This is a genomic window from Paenibacillus methanolicus (assembly GCF_008124765.1).
Classification (GTDB): Bacteria; Bacillota; Bacilli; order Paenibacillales; family Paenibacillaceae; genus Paenibacillus_Z; species Paenibacillus_Z methanolicus.
Genome location: NZ_VNHS01000003.1, coordinates 335,308 through 351,669 on the forward strand (window position 1 = coordinate 335,308; position 16,362 = coordinate 351,669).

Genomic DNA, 16,362 nt, shown 5'->3' on the forward strand with positions numbered 1-16,362 from the left:
GATCGAATAACCCTTCTAGTAAGCATTATGGCAGTCGCGGATGCTCGGCCGCTTTACCTTTTCCGCGATTTTTTTGAACAATTCCGCGATTCCGTGTACGATGTTGATGAAGCCGTTATGTAACGATTCCGATCTCGGAGGTTCGCATGCCCAACCACCCGGAGTACCCGATTTATCGCTCCAACGAGATGCTGAACGAGGAATTCCCGTTCAAAATCGAAATTCGCACGCCGTCCGCGATGAATCGCGTCCTGCATGCGCACGAGCATTTGCAGCTTTGCTATCTGATGTCCGGCAGTTGTCTGCATTGGGCGGTCGGCCGGCAGTTCGTGCTGACCAAAGGGGATCTGTTCTCCATTCCGCCGTTCCAGGAACATCGGCTCGAACCCCGCGAGGACATGGACTTCGTGATGATTCAGGTCGATTTCATGCCCCAGGCGGTGAATGAGAACTTTCGCGATATCGCGCACATGCAAACGTTCCTCGACTTTGCATATATCCGCCCCCTCCTATCGGAAGCCGACCTCATGCCCAAAATGACCTTGCCCGCCGCCACCCAATCAATCGTGGAGACCGTATTGGAATCGCTCCTGGCCGAATGGCGGGAACGCGAAGAAGGCTATCGTCTGGCCATTAAAGCGGAGCTGCTCAAGCTCCTCGTCATTGCTGGCCGGCAGTACAAACGATTTACGCAAACGCAAAGCCAGAACGAACGACAAAAGGTCGCGCTCCACCGGGAAGCGTTCTATGAGGCGATCGACTACATGCAGTCGCACTACGACGAGGATCTTCACTTGGACGAGGTCGCCGCCAGAGCCTTGATGGCCCCTTCCTACTTCAGCAATATGCTGAAGCTGGTTAAGGGCAAGTCCTATATCGAGCTGCTGTCCGCGATCCGCGTGCAGGCTTCCATGGAGCTGCTGGCCGATACCGATCTCACGATTACCGAAATCGCGACGCGCGTCGGCTACAACCATATCAGTCACTTCAACCGAACCTTCAAGAGGCACACCGGAATCACGCCAGGCGATTATCGCAAACATCAGGCTTAAACCCGGTTGGTTCTTGGCTGATCCAATAAAGCAAAACGACCGCGCACCCAAACGGATGCGCGATCGTTATGAATTGCGGTGATTGCTTGTTGTTCGCGGCGAGCCGAGCACCGGGTTGTTTCTGCTTCTCGGCGAGGATGCGGTCCATGGTCGCCATTACCGACGAAGCGGCGCAAGCAAATAGTTCCATTTCGATACGATCGCCACGTTATCGATGGCGATTTTGGCGATTAAATTCTGATAATAGCCTGTTGGCATGGCGGCAAGAATACTCCCTGCGCGCTGTACCATCGTCCATTTGTTAAATAAGGCTTCCTTTAAGCCTTCCTCATAGGAAGCGGCGTCCTTATACATCGTAATCGGCGCGGTCAGCTGAACAGCCCTTCCCGTGAAGGCCGCGTAGATCTCGCGCAATATGTTCAAATGCTTGCGTTCATCATCCCGGATAGAGGCAATGATGGTTCGCGCCTCCTCGGATGGCGCCAGTTCGATAAGCTTGCGATAAAACGATTCCGTGTTGCTCTCCGCATTCGCCGTCGTCTGAATAAGCTGGAGCGACTCCCGCATCGCGGTATAGGGCAGCGGCATCTCCGTTTGACGTATACCCCAGACGGCGCATCCCTCGTTGGATCCGAAACGACAAAAAGACGATCCGCGGCGGCTCGCAAGCTGCGATCGCGGATCGTCTTCTCCTCATTGCTAGAATCTATTATTCGTCACGACTACTACGCCTTCTCCTGCTGTCCGGGCTCGGCCCATCCTTCCGGAAGCGGATAAGCAGCCGCCTCTCCGGTCGAGGTTTCGTAGGCTTGCAGTATCGTCTGGAGCAGACCCGGGAACCGAGCTTCCAGATCTTCATGCCGGATGCTCTGCAGCCGCTGCGTACCTTGAATCCGGGTACGGGTAATGCCCGATTCGCGTAGCGTGCGCATATGGTGGGACAAGGTTGATTTGACAATGGGCAATTCGAGACAACCGCAGGATCCTTCACCCATCTTGACCAGCGTGGCCACCAAGCGGATGCGAATCGGATCGCTTAGCGCATATAACACGGAAGTGAGTTGAAGATCAGATCGATCGGGATGATGTAATGCTTTCAAGTGGAGCAGCCCCTTCCGCCGATAACGTGTAATCGCCGTGCGTGAATAATTTGGAAAGTAATAATTGCATCGTATCATATTCCATGCTATATTTCTAATGTTCGATTATAATCGAACATTAGAACATGGAAAAGAGGGATATTATGCCGGGAACGGATATTGCCCATCGCGCAAGCGAAGAAAAGGCGCCCATTCACGAAGGCGTCTTCACGCTGCTGCTCGGATTTACGATCGTGCTCGTCATTATGAATACGATGATGTTCAACCTCGCCTTGCCCGATGTCGCGATTGATTTCGCGCTATCATCCACCTCGGTATCGTGGATCGTGACCGGTTACTCCATTCTGTTCGCCATCTCGTCCATCACGTACAGCCGGCTCTCCGACTTCGTGCCGATCAAACGTCTATATGTCATCGGACTGTTGTCGTTCGGCGGGGCGGCCATCCTCGGCTTATTCAGCAATGGCTTCCTCCCGCTCTTAATCGCGCGACTGATTCAGGCTTCCGGCGCTGGCGCGATTCCCGCGCTGTCCATGGTCCTGATCACAAGGTACGTGCCCGTGGAGAGAAGGGGCAAAGCCATGGCCGCCATTATGTCGGCCGCGTCGCTCGGGTTAGGTCTGGGCCCCGTCATCGGAGGGGTCATCGTCGAATATATGGGTTGGCATTACCTATTCGCCATAACCGCTCTTACGCTGCTGCTCATTCCGTTCTACATCCGGCTGCTTCCCAAAGAGATGCCGGCGAAAGGAAGCTTCGATCTGCTTGGCGCCTTGTTCGCGGGCATCGGCACGACGGGACTTCTGCTGTTCCTGACCAGTCAAGCTTGGTATTGGCTGGCGGCCGGGTTGGCGGCCATCATCTTGTTCGTCGTGCGCATTCGCATCGCCCAAGATCCCTTCGTACAGCCGGCTCTATTCCGTAATGCGCGTTATTTGACCGTTAGCGCCGTCGGAATAGGCGCCTATCTGTGCAGCTTTGCCACCTTGTTCATTTTGCCGCAGGTTCTGGTCCATCAATTCGGATTATCGGCCAGTCAATCCGGCTTTATTATTTTCCCCGGTTCCATGCTGGCGATGATTCTGTCGCGCTCGGTCGGGAGAATTATCGATCGGCACGGCAATCGCTTCATCATCCAATACGTGCCATGGCTTATGCTGGCATCCGTCGTGCTGTTCGCGCTCTTCGCCGCACGCTCGTATTGGGCGGTCCTGTTCATCTACATGATCATGAGCGTCGGGTTCACGTTCCTGTCCAGCAGCGTCTCGAACGAGCTGTCGCGTCTGCTGCCCGGATCGCAAGTCGGCTCGGGACTGGGATTGTTCCAGCTGCTGCAATTTTTCAGCGGCGCATTCGGCATCGCGGCGACGGCGACGGCGCTCGAATGGCAGCATGCCCGCGCCCTTGCTTCCGCCTATAGCAGCATTTTCTGGGGAATGGTGCTGATCGTCCTGTTGGCTATCGTGTGCGGCTTCTTCTATACCCGGCAAAACAGATCGAACAACCCGTCCGCTTCATCGCCACTACCCTCAACGAGGTAACGGCAGCAGCACGAACAGAGGTGTCCCATCGTCATCCTAGATGACGATGGGACACCTCTTCGACTATTTCCTCCTATATGTTCGCTTCTCAAGACCGATGCCGCGCCAGCCGCTTACCTCGCACTGCCCATAGTCGCGATCACCTACGGCCACCACCGTGCCGTCCGATTGAAGACCGACGGTATGCGCGCACCCCGCCGCTACCGCCACGATATCGCACCAATCGCTCACATTGCATTGGCCATGCTTATTGGAGCCTACTGCCGCCACCGTACCATCCGACTTAAGGCCGACGGTATGCTTGCTGCCCGCCGCGATCGCCGTAATCCTCCGCCATTCGCTTACCTCGCATTGACTTTCCTGGTTTCGACCCACAGCCACCATCGTGCCGTCCGATTGAAGACCGACGGTATGAAGATAACCCGCCGCGATCGCCACGATGTCGCGCCAGTCGCTTGCATGGCATTGGCCATACCGATTATTTCCGGTCAATATCACCGTGCCGTCCGATTTCAGCCCGACGGTATGCCAGTCGCCTGCCGCTACCGCCACGATGTCGTGCCAGCCGCTTACATGGCATTCGCCTTCCTGATTGCGACCTACGGCCACCACCGTGCCATCCGATTTCAGCCCGACGGTTCGACGCCACCCCGCCGCTACCGCCACGATATCCCGCCAGCCGCTTACCCCGCATTGGTCATGCTTGTTCCAACCTACGGCCGCCACCGTGCCATCCGATTTCAGTCCGACGGTATGCGCATTGCCGGTATGCGCATTACCCGCCGCAATCGCCACGATATCGCGCCATTCGCCTACATCGCATTGGCCGTATTTGTTATCCCCCGCAGCGACCACCATGCCGTCCGATTGAAGACCGACGGTATGACGATAACCCGCCGCAAGGGAAGGCATGGGTTTCGCAACGTTCATGAATATCGCTCCTTCGAATATAAGTTATTTCCGATAAGTCAATCGACGCAGCAGCTTCTCGGCAGGACCGGCGACGTTAGCGCGCTGCATGAACCCGGCCATGATGAGAGAAGCGATCCATGTCAGCCAGGCGACAATATCGCTGCTAAGTTGATTGCCGGTCGCGCCTAAACCGCCAAGTCCTTCCGCAAAAACGATATAGAACGCGATGGATTGAAAAATGTAAAACGTTAACGACCGCTGGCCAAGCGCCGCAAGCGCCATGATCAGCTTGCCGCGTATCGCTCTCGAGTTCCCCGCGATCAATCCGATAAGCGCAGCCCAGCCGATTCCGCCAGCATAGCCGGTCAAGGTATGGAAGGAACCCGCAATCGCTTGTTCTGCCTCCGAAGGGTCATTCCAGTACAGCGAGGACATAAGCGCTAGCGGCAAGCCGCCTAAAATAGACAGCGCAAGACCAACGATTGCCGTCCGCAAGAGGAGAACCCGATGCCGCGCCGGATCGTCCAGCAGCTTCTTGCGGGCCGCCCAAATGCCCAGCGCCATGGCCGGTATAACTTGATGCAAGAGAATGAGGCTGTACAGCACCCAGTTGAACGCTCGCGTGAGCATGATCGTCCCGATCCCGCCGGAAGCGGCTGCCTCTGCAGTCGGAACAACATGACCCCAATCATATTCGCCGCGGGTAATCACGGCGCCAAGCACGGTCGCCAGCAAGAGGGTGATGGCCGCGATCCAAATCAAGGTTCTGTCTGACAAACGGAGGAACCAAAAAAAGAAGATCGTGGCCAAGCCGTACAGTCCGATCGTCATGTCATAGAGCGAGATGGTATGAACGAATCCAAACAAAAGAAGCCACCAGCCGCGCCGGAGAAACAGGTTGCGTATAGCCGGCCACTCTTGGCCCTTCTCTTCTTGTCGGCGTAATAATTGCACCATCCCATAACCAAACAGCAGAAAAAATACGGGAAACGCCCGTCCGTCGACAACGATTTGCCGCAACAAGACGATTACGCGATTTATAGCGGTTGCTTCGAGGTGGATCAGATTCTGATTCGCGTGAGCCAATGCAATAAGCAGCAGCATAAAGCCTCTAGCCAGATCCGGCGCAAGCTTGCGCCCGCTGAAATTAGACACGATAAGGCCCATCCTTTCATCCCATATTATTCCGACTGCTTCCCGTTAACGTAGCTCCCCCCCACATAGCCGACCACTTTCCCTCTAATTTCAGGTGTGGATAGCGGACCAAACAACCGACTGTCCACGCTTCGCCACCACATATCGCCCAATACATAGACGTGATCGCCGGGAATGGCCAGCTCCTCTATTGTCGGATCGAAATACGCCTCCATGTCATGCGTAACGTCCGCCTCTCCGACCGCATTCGCATAAGCTTCTTGATCCAAGCCTCGGGATTGCGCATGGCCATAGAACGAATCCAGCCGCTTGTCGTCAATATAAATTTGGCCGTGTTCGATCTTCACCTTCTCGCCGGGCAGCCCAATGACACGCGCGATTTGGCGAGCAGCCGGTTTCAAACTCGGATTAGCGGCGTCCGGTATGGCAGGCGTGCGGAAATAGATAACGTCGCCCCGGGAAAAAGGACGATCTGCATAGTAGCCCGGATCGACCGCCAAGTCGCCCACCACGGTGGAGTCATATTCGTGACGGCCACGGTTCGAAAACCGTCCACCCCGTGTTCGAATCCAGGTCGTCCGGAACGCCCGACTTCGACGATGCCGGTTCGCGCTAACCGCAGCCGATGGTTGCGGCCGCCGTGACCAATACCAACGCCCAAACCGCACCCATTCCTTTTTTCATAACGTGCGCTCCCTCCCCAAAACTCATCCACATTTTACCACATAAAGACAGATGAGGGCGCAGATGTTTCTCGCTCCCTTCCGAAATGAAAGGACAGCCGGTCGTTCTGACCGGCTGCCGTATATAACGATTATGAAGTCAGTCTTCGATAGCCTGATAGACCGTGGTCCAGAAATCGTGGATCAGCCGCGCCGAATTCGGGGTCGACATGCCGACCTGGGTGAGCAGCATGCCGACGAGCTGGTTACCCGGGTCGGCGTAAGTCGTGGTGCCGCTGCCGCCGTCCCAGCCGAACTGGCCGATGGGCGCGTAGTCGCCGCGGTATGTGCGTACCGCCATCCCGAACCCCCAACCGCCGTGCTGCCCTTGACCGAACGACACATGGACGTTATTGGTGGCCATGGCGTGACGGGCGGCTTGCTGCTCGGACGTAAGACGGTTGGTCGTCATCAGCTGGACGGCGGGCCGGGACAGGATCCGCTCGTTGCCATGCATCCCGTCATTGAGCAGCATCCGGTAGTAGACGTGGAAGTCGTCGACGGTGGAGGACAGTCCGCCTCCGCCGCCTTCGAACGCCGGCGGCTTGCTGTGGCGTCCCCCCTCGGATTCGTCCCACACGAGGAACTCGCCGGTCTGCGGATTAGGCGCGTAGAGGGGTGGCAGCCGGTCGATCTTGTCGGCGGACACGTAGAAACCGGTGTCCTTCATGCCGAGGGGGTTGAAAAGGCGTTCGCGCAAGAACGTCTCGAACGACTGACCCGCGACCCGGGCGACGAGCACGCCGAGCAGATCGTTGCTGATGTGATACTGCCACTGTTCTCCGGGCTGGTGCATCAGCGGAAGCGTGCCAAGGCGGCGCATCCACTCATCCGGCTCGGGCATCGGCTCCGGCAGATCGGGCGTGAGCCCCTGCCCGAAGATGGCGTTCATGATCGGCGCGTCCAGCAAAGTTCGATCGATGCCAAGCCCGAACGTGGAAGTCAACAAGTCCCGTACGATGATCGGCCGCCGCGCCGGCACGGTATCGTCCAGCGGACCGTCGGGCCGTCTCAGCACCTGCCGATCGGCGAGTTCTGGAAGCCAATGGTCGACCGGATCATCCAGACGCAGCTTGCACTCATCGAGCAGAATCATCGCCGCCGCGACCGATACCGGCTTGGACGTCGATGCCATTCGGAAGATCGTGTCCCGGCGCATCGGCGCGCCTCCGTCATGGCGCATCGTGCCGAGCGCTTCGCAGTGCGTCTCCCCATGCCGGCTGATCAAGGCGACCAGCCCGGGAATTTTCCCGGACTCGACATGCCGTGCCAGCACGTCGCGCAATTTGAGCAGCCCTGCATCGGAGAAGCCGTTGTTGCGTTGTCCCATCGTCTTTTCCATTTGATTACCCTCCTTATTTAACCGTTACATTGGACACATCGGCTTCGTTTTGTAAATTGCTTTGGAACGATGCATTCTTCAGGGTCGAGCTCTTCAAGCTAAACAGCTATCGCCGTCTTTTGCGGCGTGGCGCGTTCGTTACGGGGTGAACCTCCCCTTGCCCCTTTCGTACCTATCTCTAGAAATATTGCGCCATTCCGGCTGGTATTCATGGTTCACTACCACTTGTTTACACCCGTAAGCAAAAAGCCGCCGTAGGCTGGTGTTAATAAATCGGTATATCCATAGCAAAAAACCGCGCAGCGCGCGGTTTCCTCGAGAGTTATAGACCAACGTCATGAATCAACGCTGGCTGGCAACGACGGATTGCATATTAACCGCGAACGGCTTCGGTATTCGCCGGAAGCGCCTTCGCAGCGTTCGCGGGTTTGAACGCGGAGCCGAGAAGCACGACCAGCGATCCGCCGGCAATGGACGCGATAACGGCGAGCGGTTCCCCGATGTTCAACCCTTGACCGAAGTAGAACAGATCGCGCAGCCCTTCGACGGCGAAACGGAGCGGCACCCAGCTGTAGAGAAGGTCTCTCGTCGCCTGCGGCAGCATCTCGGGCGCCAGCGTCAGCACCGGACCGGTGAAGAAGAAGAGCAGCATAAAGATGGGAATACCCGCGAATCCAAGCCAGGAGAGAAGCGCCGACATCATCAGGAAGAAGCTGAATACCGCGAGCGACAGGAACAGCGCCGAGTCGAGAAACGACGGCACATGCATGTTGAACACGTAGTCCGCGCTCCCCAGAATGCCGAAGCCCGCGATTATCGACAAGACCGCGCCCGCGACAACTTGCATGCTGATCAGGCTCGCCTGCTGCTTCCGGCCTTCCGTCCTGACGTTCCGCTTCGCGAAGAACACGAGCATGGACGCGACGAGCGCCGCCATCCAACCGATCTGGACGAGCGAGCCGGGCGCATTGCCGTTCGCGCTATGCGTGCCGACGGGATGGACGAGTTGAATCTTCGCTTGTACGGGATTGGCCAAGCCCGCGATTTGGGCCGGATTGACTTGCATCCCTTGCGCCGCGAGCGCGCCGGTTAGCTGCTCGCTGAATTTGGCGTTGATGCCTTGGAATACTTGAGTCATTGCTTGAGACACGGCGCCGGCGGCGCTCATGTTCTTGCCTTGGTTCACGTAAATCTGAATGTCGGCCGCGTCGGACGATCCCTTCATCAGACCCGCCACATCCGCGCTCAGCGACTGCGGAATGACGACGAGCGCGTAGGCTTCCTGCCGGTCAAGCCGGTCGAGGCCTTCTTCCGAGTCCGACACGATCTCCCACTCGAACGGCGACGACGCGCTTTGCTCTCCGGTCGATGCGGCGGTCAGATTGTCCGCGATCGTCTTGCCATAATTGACATCGCCTTGGCCGGGCAGCGTCGAACCTTCATCCATTTGAGCCAATAGGACGGGAAGCTGCCGGGGAACCGGATTGACGGTCGACCCCAACGTCGCGAGTCCGAAGATCAATGCAACGACGATGACCAGCACAGGCGCCAATAAGATGTTTTTTTGCTTGAAGAATGCCATGATTCCTCTCTCCTTCTGGACGGATCATCCGTCTCTTCGCATTTAATTGATTGAACGTACGGTGAATTAATGAGCAAAAAAGTTCCCTGAACGATGTCAGGGAACGAGCCATAGATCCACGGTGTGGGCAATGGCGCGAAGACGGTATTCGGTTAAATCCTCGGTACCGGTGAAATTGATGCCGATAATCGAGCTGACCACGTACAGCAGATTCATGGAGATGAATTGCTTCGCGGCGAACAGAAAGTCCATCTTGCGGATCTCGCCGCGCTCATGCCTGCTCTCCAGCATGGAGGCGAACCATGTATGTCTCTCTACGATCAGCTTCGATAGCAGCACGGCGCCTTCGATATCGAGCACCTCATGCTCCCGGAACAGAATGCGCATGAAGTCTTTGTCCTCCAGGAAAAGTTTCGTAAGCCTGCTCGAGATCAGCTCCAGCGCTTCCTTCAACGGCAAGTTGTCGAGCTCCTCGCTGGATGCCTCAATCAGCTTCCCCTTCTCGATGAAGATCTCCTGCAGCAACACCCCGAGCATCTCCCGCTTCCCGCCGGGGAAGTAATGGTACAGAATGCCGTCAGCCATGCCGATCTCCCGGTTAATCGCGCGCACGGGCGTGCCGTGGTAGCCGTTCTGGGCGAATAACGCCTTGGCGGTACGCAGCAGCTTCTCCCTCGTCTCGGCGGCTTGTTCCTGGCGCAGATTGCGATCGGTTCGTCGACCTCCGCTCATGATCATCACCTCCATTCATTGAACGATCGGTGAATATAATATATGCTTGACGTAGGATTACTGTCAAGCGTCAGGCGCCGGTAGCACGTACTCATCGCGATCCCGTCTCCAAAAATCCGAAAAACTGCCTCATGCGTTCCGACGTCCTACTCCTCGGCTTGCATCGCCTTAACCCCCGCAAGAAACGTATCGATAATTAATCGGAACGTGACGTCCAGGTCGAGCGGAATGCCGAAGCCTCCCTGCTTCTCCAGGTTGGCAAACCCGTGCAGGAAGCTGCGCAGCCCGCGCACGGCGTGAATGGCCGCTTCTCCCCGAAGTCCGTACACTTCCAACGCATTCACGGCCATACCCACCACGCTTCCGGCTGCTTCCTGCAGCCGATTGTCGTCCGGGTCGACGGCTCGCTGCACCGCTTCATAGAGGCCGGGATGAGCGCGGGCGAAGTCGAGATACGCATAGCTGAACGCCCGTATAGCCTCGTCGCCCGTCTTGCCGGCCAGCGCGCTCGCGAACAGTTCCGACATCTGCGTCAACCCGGACAGCGCAAGCTGGCGTCTCAATTCCGGCAGCCCGTTGACGTGATTATAGAGCGACGGAGAACGGATCTGCAGCTTCTGCGCGAGCGAAGCCAGCGTGACGGCTTCAAGCCCTTGCGCGTCCGCGATTTCGGTTGCGGCACGAATGACCGCCGGCAGATCAAGACCGATGCGAGGCATCTCGGTTGCTCCCTTCCGGGTTGGCATGCAGTTGTCGGTCGGCCGTTTCGATCGCGCGGGCCATCTCGGCCAGCGGATTATCGACCATTAGGCCGTGTCCCACGCCAAGAAGCGAAGGATTCAACTCGCGCAATTGGCGCGCGGTCGCGAACGACGCTTCCTTGTTCCACGTCGCCATGGCCGGGAAGGGGAACAACGGACGCAGTTGGCCGGCTACCGCCATGCCGCCGCGCGTCTGAAGCGCATCGCCTGCAAGCAAAGCCCGGCTGCGCGTATCCAGAAACGCCATATGCCCGGGCGTATGGCCAGGGGCGGCGACGGCAAGCAAGGAGCCCACCCGATCGCCGTCTTGCAGCAGCACATCCGGCTTCGTCTTGATCTTGCCGGCCTTCGGCACATCCCCTCGTATCGAACCTTGCGGCTCGTGCGCGTCGAGCGACCGGTCGCCGTCCAGCAGCCGGGCATCGCGTGCCGAAATGAATACGGGCACGCGCGGCAGCGCGGCCTTGAGCGCATCGAGCGCGCCAATATGGTCGCCATGCGCATGCGTCAACGCGATCCGCGTAATCGGCTTTCCGATCCGCGCCGCGGCTTGAAGAATGCCCTTCGCGCTGTAGGGCAAAGCGGCGTCGATGACGGTCAAGCCGTCTTCTTCCTCGACCAAATAAGCGTTCACCGGGAAGAAGCGCGGCAAAAACGTCAGTTGATAGACGGAAAGTTTATGAATGATTCTCAATCGGATCACTCCTTATTTTCGAAAACTAATGTCGTTAGTTTTATAATAACTAATACCATTAGTTTTGGCAAGGGGACGTTTGGTCATACGCTGCTCGAACGGGGGACGCCTCGAAACTTGGACGCGCTCTTCGTCGAACTCGACGGCCTCATGGGGAATCGTTGGCGTGCTTCTTCACGAATGTGGTTATTGCCGCATTAACCTCGTTGGGAAATTCTCCGTTTATCGCGTGCGAGGCGTTGGGCCAATTGATGATCTCGATACTCGGAACATTTTCCCTTCCGTTTTTCACTGCCTTGGCCGAATCATGCATGGTGCTCTTCTCCGCCATCAAGGCCAGAACCGGAATGTTAATTTGCTGTAAATCCGCGGCGCTGAACCGATCCGGCGTAGGCAGCTTCAGCTTGAAGACACGCATCGCCGTTTCAATTAGTTGGGCAATCGGCTCGCCGTCATCCGTTTTCGCTCCGCCGGAGATGTAGCTCAGCATCTGCTGGCGAATACATTTAGGCACGAACGGGACGGAGGCCGGTATGGATGCAGCTGCCATTTTCAACGATATCGGCGCAAAAACAAACACCGGGTCCAGCAAACTAACCGAAGCGACCCGCTCCGGATAAAAGCGCGCGATATTCATGGCCGTCCAACCGCCGATGGAGACGCCCAGCAGATGCACGCGTTCGAGTTTCAATCCGGATAGCGTTTCATCCAGCCATCTCGCTTGATCGCGTCGATCCGCGATCGGCTTCGTCTGCACGCTCATCCCCGCTTCCCCCAGCAAGTCGAGCGCGTACACCGGCCTCTCGCGCATCAATCCTTGCAGATTCGGTTCCCACATCGGCGTCGAGGATGAACGTCCCGGCAATAATAGAAGTGGTTCTTTCCGCAGGTTAGCCTCGTGGCCGAATTGATAGACGCGCACCGCGCCAAACCCCGTGTCGACATCCTGCACCGTAACCGGGAACGGTAGAAGCGCCATCGCTTTATCATACGCGGATCGGAAAGCCGCCTGGCCCGCTTCGGTCATAAAACGACCGACTTCTAAAGCCTCGCTTCTATAAGCAGCTCTGTTCGACTTCATCATGTCCGTCCCCCTCTCGGATTAGAAAATAGCGATAGGATTGTTCCAGATAGCCTTCGCAGGCGTCCATTAACAAGCGGTCTTCCTCGGGCCATAAATGACTCTGCCTGCGCGCCGCATAATACGCGTCAGCCAGCTCCTCATTGCCATTCGTCGCATTCCGCACGAAGACACCCCACTTTTTGCCGAGCTGATAGCCTGCATCGCTGTCCGGTTGAATGCCGACGAATTTCAGCAATACCGCCTCTACGAGCAGTTTTTTCCACTGCCAATAGATAGCCGCGGCTTTCTCTCCGTCGATTTCGTATTGTCCGAAAACCGTTACCGTGTCGGGATCAAGCCGCAATCGCTCATACTCGAAAATCGTGTCGCGATTCAAACCGAGCGTTAACTTCACCATCTGCTCCAAATCGCAGTGATGTCCTGCCTCGATCGCGGATAGGATCGCCTCGATAATAGCCCGGTTCGATCTGATTTCGGTTTCCTTTCGGAACAGCAGCTCGTTTTGCCGCGCCAATATACGTTTCAAGTCCTCCGCCTGCTCATAACGCAAACAGCTATGCTGGATTTCCTTCAGCGACAAGCCTAGTTTTTTGTAAAATAGAATTTGCTGCAGTTTCACCAAATCGGCGTCGTCGTAAGTTCTGATTCGTTTGCCCCCGCTGCGCTCGGCGTTCAGCAGACCGATTTGATCATAATACTGAACGGTTCTGACGGTCGTGCCGGCGACGTCCGCCAATTGACCGGCCGTGTACTTGGTTTGCTCCATGAACTCACCTCTACGTTCATTAAACCACACGACGTAACGTCATATGCAATCGCTTCTTTTCATGAAAAGAAGCCTCAGACTGAATGGGTCTGAGGCTTTTCGATCGCTGTTCTTATTCCCAATCTTCTCTAAACGCGTATTGTTCGTCGCTCACATGCTCCAACCATTCGACCGCTTTGCCATCCAGTCGTTCTTGAATGGCAATATGCGTCATCGCCGTGGCGGGCGAAGCGCCATGCCAGTGTTTCTCTCCCGGCGGGAACCAGACGACGTCGCCGGGACGAATCTCCTCGATCGCGCCTCCCCAGCGTTGCACCCGTCCCAGGCCTGCCGTTACGATCAGCGTCTGACCGAGCGGATGCGTATGCCAGGCTGTCCGCGCGCCCGGCTCGAACGTCACGCTTGCGCCTGCCGCGCGTGCCGGGTCGGCGGCTTCGAACAGCGGATCGATGCGCACCGTGCCTGTAAAATAATCCGACGGTCCTTTGCCTGAAGGCGTGGACCCGATTCGTTTAATATCCATAGTCATATCCCTCCGCTTACATTGCGAATTTGTGATCCTGCGTCGTTGCGGTCATCGTCGGCGTATTCCGCTTTCCGGACGAGTGCGAAATAGGCGGCGACGGCCAATATGCTGGTCGTGAATATTACGATGCCGAACGGGATAGCCGAACGTTCCCCCGCCATGCCCACGAGCGGGGAAGAAACCGCGCCGAGCGCGTATTGCAAGGTGCCCAGCACGGCCGAAGCGCTGCCCGCGATCCGTCCTTGCGATGCCATCGCCAACGTAACCGACACCGGTCCGATGATGCCGACCGATACCGCGAACAAGAAAGTCGCGGCGACAATGGCCGGCAGCGATCCCCCCGCAACAACCGTGATCAGGATCGCCGAAGTCGACACGAGAGATAGCGATAAGCCCACCTGAATGATAAAGCGTTCCGTCAGCTTGCCGACCATACGTTTGACCAACTGCGATCCGATCATGATGGCTAGCCCGTTCAAGGCGAATAGGATCGAGAAGTGCTGCGGCGACGCGCCGAACATATTCTGATAGATAAAAGGCGTTCCCGCGACGAAAGCAAACACGCCGGCGAACAGGATGCCGTTCACCAGGGCATAGCCCATGAACGCGCGATCGCGAAACAAAAGACCGTAATTGCTCACGACTGCCGACAAGCTGCCTGTGACGCGCCGCGCGGCAGGCAAGCTTTCCTCTACGCACCAGCTGGCGACGGCCGTTAATAGTATGCCTAGCAAGCCCAAACTAATAAACACGCCCGCCCAAGAGCTGTACGAAGCCACGGCGCTTCCGGCATTCGGAGATATGAGAGGCGCGACATTGCTAATCGTCGTCAGCAGCGCGATGAACTTCGTCATGGCCACGCCGCTATACCTGTCGCGGGCGATCGCGCGGGAGATGACGAGTCCGGCCGAGGCGGCGATCCCCTGCAACAACCGCAAGGCGATGAACCATTCAATCGCGGGCGCGAAAGCACAGCCGACGGATGCCGCAATATACAGCAGCATGGCAATCAGCAATGGCGTGCGTCGTCCGTATCGATCGCTAAGCGGTCCCATGACCAATTGGCCCAAGCCGAGTCCGAGTAGACAGGCGGTCAAGCTCGCTTGGATCATGGATGCGTTGGTATCGAACGCATCCATAATCTGCGGCAGCGAGGCGAGATACATATCGACCGTGAACGGGCCTAACGCGGCGAACGCGGCCAGAATCAAGGCTAACCGGAGCGTACGATCCGTGCGTTTATCGTTCATGACGTTCTATAACGAAGAGATGTCGATCACGAACCGGTATCGCACGTCGCTGCGCAGAATGCGATCGTAGGCTTCGTCGACTTGCTCGGCTCGGATGACCTCGATCTGCGGCACGATGTCGTGCGCGGCGGCAAAATCGAGCATCTCCTGCGTTTCCGGAAGTCCGCCGACCAAGGAACCCGCGATGCTGCGGCGGCTCATGATCAAGGAGAACACGTTATATTGACTCGGCTCGGCGGGGGCGCCGACATTGACCAGCGTTCCGTCTACGCGCAGCAGCGATAAATACAGGTCGACGTCAATGTTGGCGGACACGGTGTTGAGAATCAGGTCGAATCGACCGGCTAAGTCGTTGAACGTCTCGGGATCCACCGTCGAATAGTAATGATCCGCGCCGAAGCGGAGCGCTTCGCTTGCTTTGTCTTTCGCACGGCTCAAGACGGTCACTTCGGCCCCCATCGCATGCGCGAATTGGATCGCGACGTGGCCAAGCCCGCCCATGCCCAGAATCGCGATCCTTTTGCCGGGACCGGCCTTCCAGCGTTTCAACGGGGCGTACGTCGTAATGCCTGCGCACAACAACGGACTGGCCGCGTCCAAGGCGAGACGGTCCGGGATTCGCACCACGAATCTTTCGGTGACGACAATATGCTGGCTGTATCCGCCGTAGGTCGGATTGCCGTCATAGTCCAATGAATTGTAGGTGGCGACGAACCCTTTGGCGCAATGCTGCTCTTCTCCCCGGAGGCAGTATTCGCACGCTCCGCAAGAGTCTACGTAGCAGCCGACGCCGACCCGGTCGCCGACCGCGAATGTCTTGACGCGCTCCCCGACCGCCGTGACGATTCCGGTAATCTCGTGACCGGGCACCATCGGGAATATTCCACCTGCCCAGTCGCCGTGCGCGCTATGGATATCGGAATGGCAAATGCCGCTGAACTTAATGTCGATCGCGACGTCATCCGGACGCAGCGCTCTTCTTTCTATCGAAGCTTTCTCGAACGGCGCTTTGGCGGCCGTGACGCGCAGAACGTGAGTTTGACACATGGGCGTTGTCTCCTTTGACTAGATAATGAATTCGTTGCGCTTAATCGAATTAGTTTGATTATTCAACTCGTGTTCATTATTATATAACCAAGGACG

The 16,362-nt window shown here is 57.2% G+C and carries 17 protein-coding genes; 2 read left to right on the plus strand and 15 right to left on the minus strand.

The window, feature by feature from the left end:
* Positions 1-146: 146 nt before the first annotated feature.
* The gene (locus tag BCM02_RS10320; RefSeq protein ID WP_148928993.1) at positions 147-1,052 is read left to right on the plus strand and encodes a helix-turn-helix transcriptional regulator; all 906 of its coding nucleotides are present in this window, start codon (positions 147-149) and stop codon (positions 1,050-1,052) included.
* Positions 1,053-1,208: 156 nt separating this feature from the next.
* Here the strand turns inward: BCM02_RS10320 and BCM02_RS10325 are convergent, their stop codons facing one another.
* Both BCM02_RS10325 and BCM02_RS10330 read right to left on the minus strand, forming a co-directional pair.
* A complete protein-coding gene (locus BCM02_RS10325) occupies positions 1,209-1,640 on the minus strand; it encodes a ferritin-like domain-containing protein (protein ID WP_148928994.1) in 432 nt (143 codons plus the stop codon).
* A gap of 137 nt (positions 1,641-1,777) precedes the next feature.
* On the minus strand, positions 1,778-2,152 hold the full coding sequence (locus tag BCM02_RS10330) for an ArsR/SmtB family transcription factor (protein WP_246183303.1): 375 nt from the start codon (positions 2,150-2,152) through the stop codon (positions 1,778-1,780).
* 143 nt (positions 2,153-2,295) lie between these two features.
* Between BCM02_RS10330 and BCM02_RS10335 the strand changes: the two genes are divergently transcribed.
* A complete protein-coding gene (locus tag BCM02_RS10335) occupies positions 2,296-3,693 on the plus strand; it encodes an MFS transporter (RefSeq protein WP_148928995.1) in 1,398 nt (465 codons plus the stop codon).
* Between the two features lie 63 nt (positions 3,694-3,756).
* Here BCM02_RS10335 and BCM02_RS10340 read toward each other — a convergent pair whose 3' ends face one another.
* From BCM02_RS10340 to BCM02_RS10400, 13 genes are all read right to left on the minus strand, one after another.
* Positions 3,757-4,623 (minus strand): RCC1 domain-containing protein, encoded by an 867-nt coding sequence (locus BCM02_RS10340; protein ID WP_148928996.1) that lies wholly within the window; start codon positions 4,621-4,623, stop codon positions 3,757-3,759.
* A 24-nt stretch (positions 4,624-4,647) separates the two neighbouring features.
* The gene (locus tag BCM02_RS10345) at positions 4,648-5,760 is read right to left on the minus strand and encodes a DUF418 domain-containing protein (protein ID WP_246183304.1); all 1,113 of its coding nucleotides are present in this window, start codon (positions 5,758-5,760) and stop codon (positions 4,648-4,650) included.
* Between the two features lie 26 nt (positions 5,761-5,786).
* A complete protein-coding gene (gene lepB / locus BCM02_RS10350) occupies positions 5,787-6,428 on the minus strand; it encodes a signal peptidase I (protein ID WP_148928998.1) in 642 nt (213 codons plus the stop codon).
* Positions 6,429-6,582: 154 nt separating this feature from the next.
* On the minus strand, positions 6,583-7,812 hold the full coding sequence (locus tag BCM02_RS10355; protein WP_148929236.1) for a serine hydrolase domain-containing protein: 1,230 nt from the start codon (positions 7,810-7,812) through the stop codon (positions 6,583-6,585).
* Between the two features lie 385 nt (positions 7,813-8,197).
* Positions 8,198-9,406 carry a YhgE/Pip domain-containing protein gene (locus BCM02_RS10360; protein WP_148928999.1) on the minus strand — a complete coding sequence of 403 codons (1,209 nt, stop codon included), beginning with the start codon at positions 9,404-9,406 and terminating at the stop codon, positions 8,198-8,200.
* Between the two features lie 96 nt (positions 9,407-9,502).
* The gene (locus BCM02_RS10365; protein ID WP_187434133.1) at positions 9,503-10,138 is read right to left on the minus strand and encodes a TetR/AcrR family transcriptional regulator; all 636 of its coding nucleotides are present in this window, start codon (positions 10,136-10,138) and stop codon (positions 9,503-9,505) included.
* Positions 10,139-10,284: 146 nt separating this feature from the next.
* On the minus strand, positions 10,285-10,857 hold the full coding sequence (locus tag BCM02_RS10370) for a TetR/AcrR family transcriptional regulator (RefSeq protein ID WP_148929001.1): 573 nt from the start codon (positions 10,855-10,857) through the stop codon (positions 10,285-10,287).
* Positions 10,838-11,593, minus strand: a complete 756-nt coding sequence (locus BCM02_RS10375) for an MBL fold metallo-hydrolase (protein ID WP_148929002.1) — start codon at positions 11,591-11,593, stop codon at positions 10,838-10,840. Before BCM02_RS10375 ends, BCM02_RS10370 begins: the two co-directional genes overlap by 20 nt.
* A gap of 148 nt (positions 11,594-11,741) precedes the next feature.
* Positions 11,742-12,677, minus strand: a complete 936-nt coding sequence (locus tag BCM02_RS10380) for an alpha/beta fold hydrolase (RefSeq protein WP_246183305.1) — start codon at positions 12,675-12,677, stop codon at positions 11,742-11,744.
* The gene (locus BCM02_RS10385) at positions 12,649-13,443 is read right to left on the minus strand and encodes a MerR family transcriptional regulator (RefSeq protein WP_148929003.1); all 795 of its coding nucleotides are present in this window, start codon (positions 13,441-13,443) and stop codon (positions 12,649-12,651) included. Before BCM02_RS10385 ends, BCM02_RS10380 begins: the two co-directional genes overlap by 29 nt.
* A 112-nt stretch (positions 13,444-13,555) precedes the next feature.
* Entirely contained in the window at positions 13,556-13,966 is a 411-nt protein-coding gene (locus tag BCM02_RS10390) for a (R)-mandelonitrile lyase (protein WP_148929004.1), read from the minus strand.
* Positions 13,967-13,968: 2 nt separating this feature from the next.
* Positions 13,969-15,219: a multidrug effflux MFS transporter gene (locus BCM02_RS10395; RefSeq protein WP_148929005.1), complete on the minus strand. Its 1,251-nt coding sequence runs from the start codon at positions 15,217-15,219 to the stop codon at positions 13,969-13,971.
* A 6-nt stretch (positions 15,220-15,225) separates the two neighbouring features.
* Complete coding sequence (locus BCM02_RS10400) at positions 15,226-16,266, minus strand: NAD(P)-dependent alcohol dehydrogenase (protein WP_148929006.1); 1,041 nt, start codon at positions 16,264-16,266, stop codon at positions 15,226-15,228.
* Positions 16,267-16,362 lie beyond the last annotated feature (96 nt).

Excerpts from the sequence above, each read along its gene's own strand:
- BCM02_RS10320 (WP_148928993.1), top strand. The coding sequence starts at position 147 with ATGCCCAACCACCCGGAGTACCCGATTTATCGCTCCAACGAGATGCTG.
- BCM02_RS10325 (WP_148928994.1), bottom strand. The coding sequence starts at position 1,640 with ATGCCGCTGCCCTATACCGCGATGCGGGAGTCGCTCCAGCTTATTCAG.
- BCM02_RS10335 (WP_148928995.1), top strand. The coding sequence starts at position 2,296 with ATGCCGGGAACGGATATTGCCCATCGCGCAAGCGAAGAAAAGGCGCCC.
- BCM02_RS10340 (WP_148928996.1), bottom strand. The coding sequence starts at position 4,623 with ATGAACGTTGCGAAACCCATGCCTTCCCTTGCGGCGGGTTATCGTCAT.
- BCM02_RS10355 (WP_148929236.1), bottom strand. The coding sequence starts at position 7,812 with ATGGGACAACGCAACAACGGCTTCTCCGATGCAGGGCTGCTCAAATTG.
- BCM02_RS10360 (WP_148928999.1), bottom strand. The coding sequence starts at position 9,406 with ATGGCATTCTTCAAGCAAAAAAACATCTTATTGGCGCCTGTGCTGGTC.
- BCM02_RS10365 (WP_187434133.1), bottom strand. The coding sequence starts at position 10,138 with ATGAGCGGAGGTCGACGAACCGATCGCAATCTGCGCCAGGAACAAGCC.
- BCM02_RS10370 (WP_148929001.1), bottom strand. The coding sequence starts at position 10,857 with ATGCCTCGCATCGGTCTTGATCTGCCGGCGGTCATTCGTGCCGCAACC.
- BCM02_RS10380 (WP_246183305.1), bottom strand. The coding sequence starts at position 12,677 with ATGATGAAGTCGAACAGAGCTGCTTATAGAAGCGAGGCTTTAGAAGTC.
- BCM02_RS10385 (WP_148929003.1), bottom strand. The coding sequence starts at position 13,443 with ATGGAGCAAACCAAGTACACGGCCGGTCAATTGGCGGACGTCGCCGGC.
- BCM02_RS10390 (WP_148929004.1), bottom strand. The coding sequence starts at position 13,966 with ATGGATATTAAACGAATCGGGTCCACGCCTTCAGGCAAAGGACCGTCG.
- BCM02_RS10395 (WP_148929005.1), bottom strand. The coding sequence starts at position 15,219 with ATGAACGATAAACGCACGGATCGTACGCTCCGGTTAGCCTTGATTCTG.
- BCM02_RS10400 (WP_148929006.1), bottom strand. The coding sequence starts at position 16,266 with ATGTGTCAAACTCACGTTCTGCGCGTCACGGCCGCCAAAGCGCCGTTC.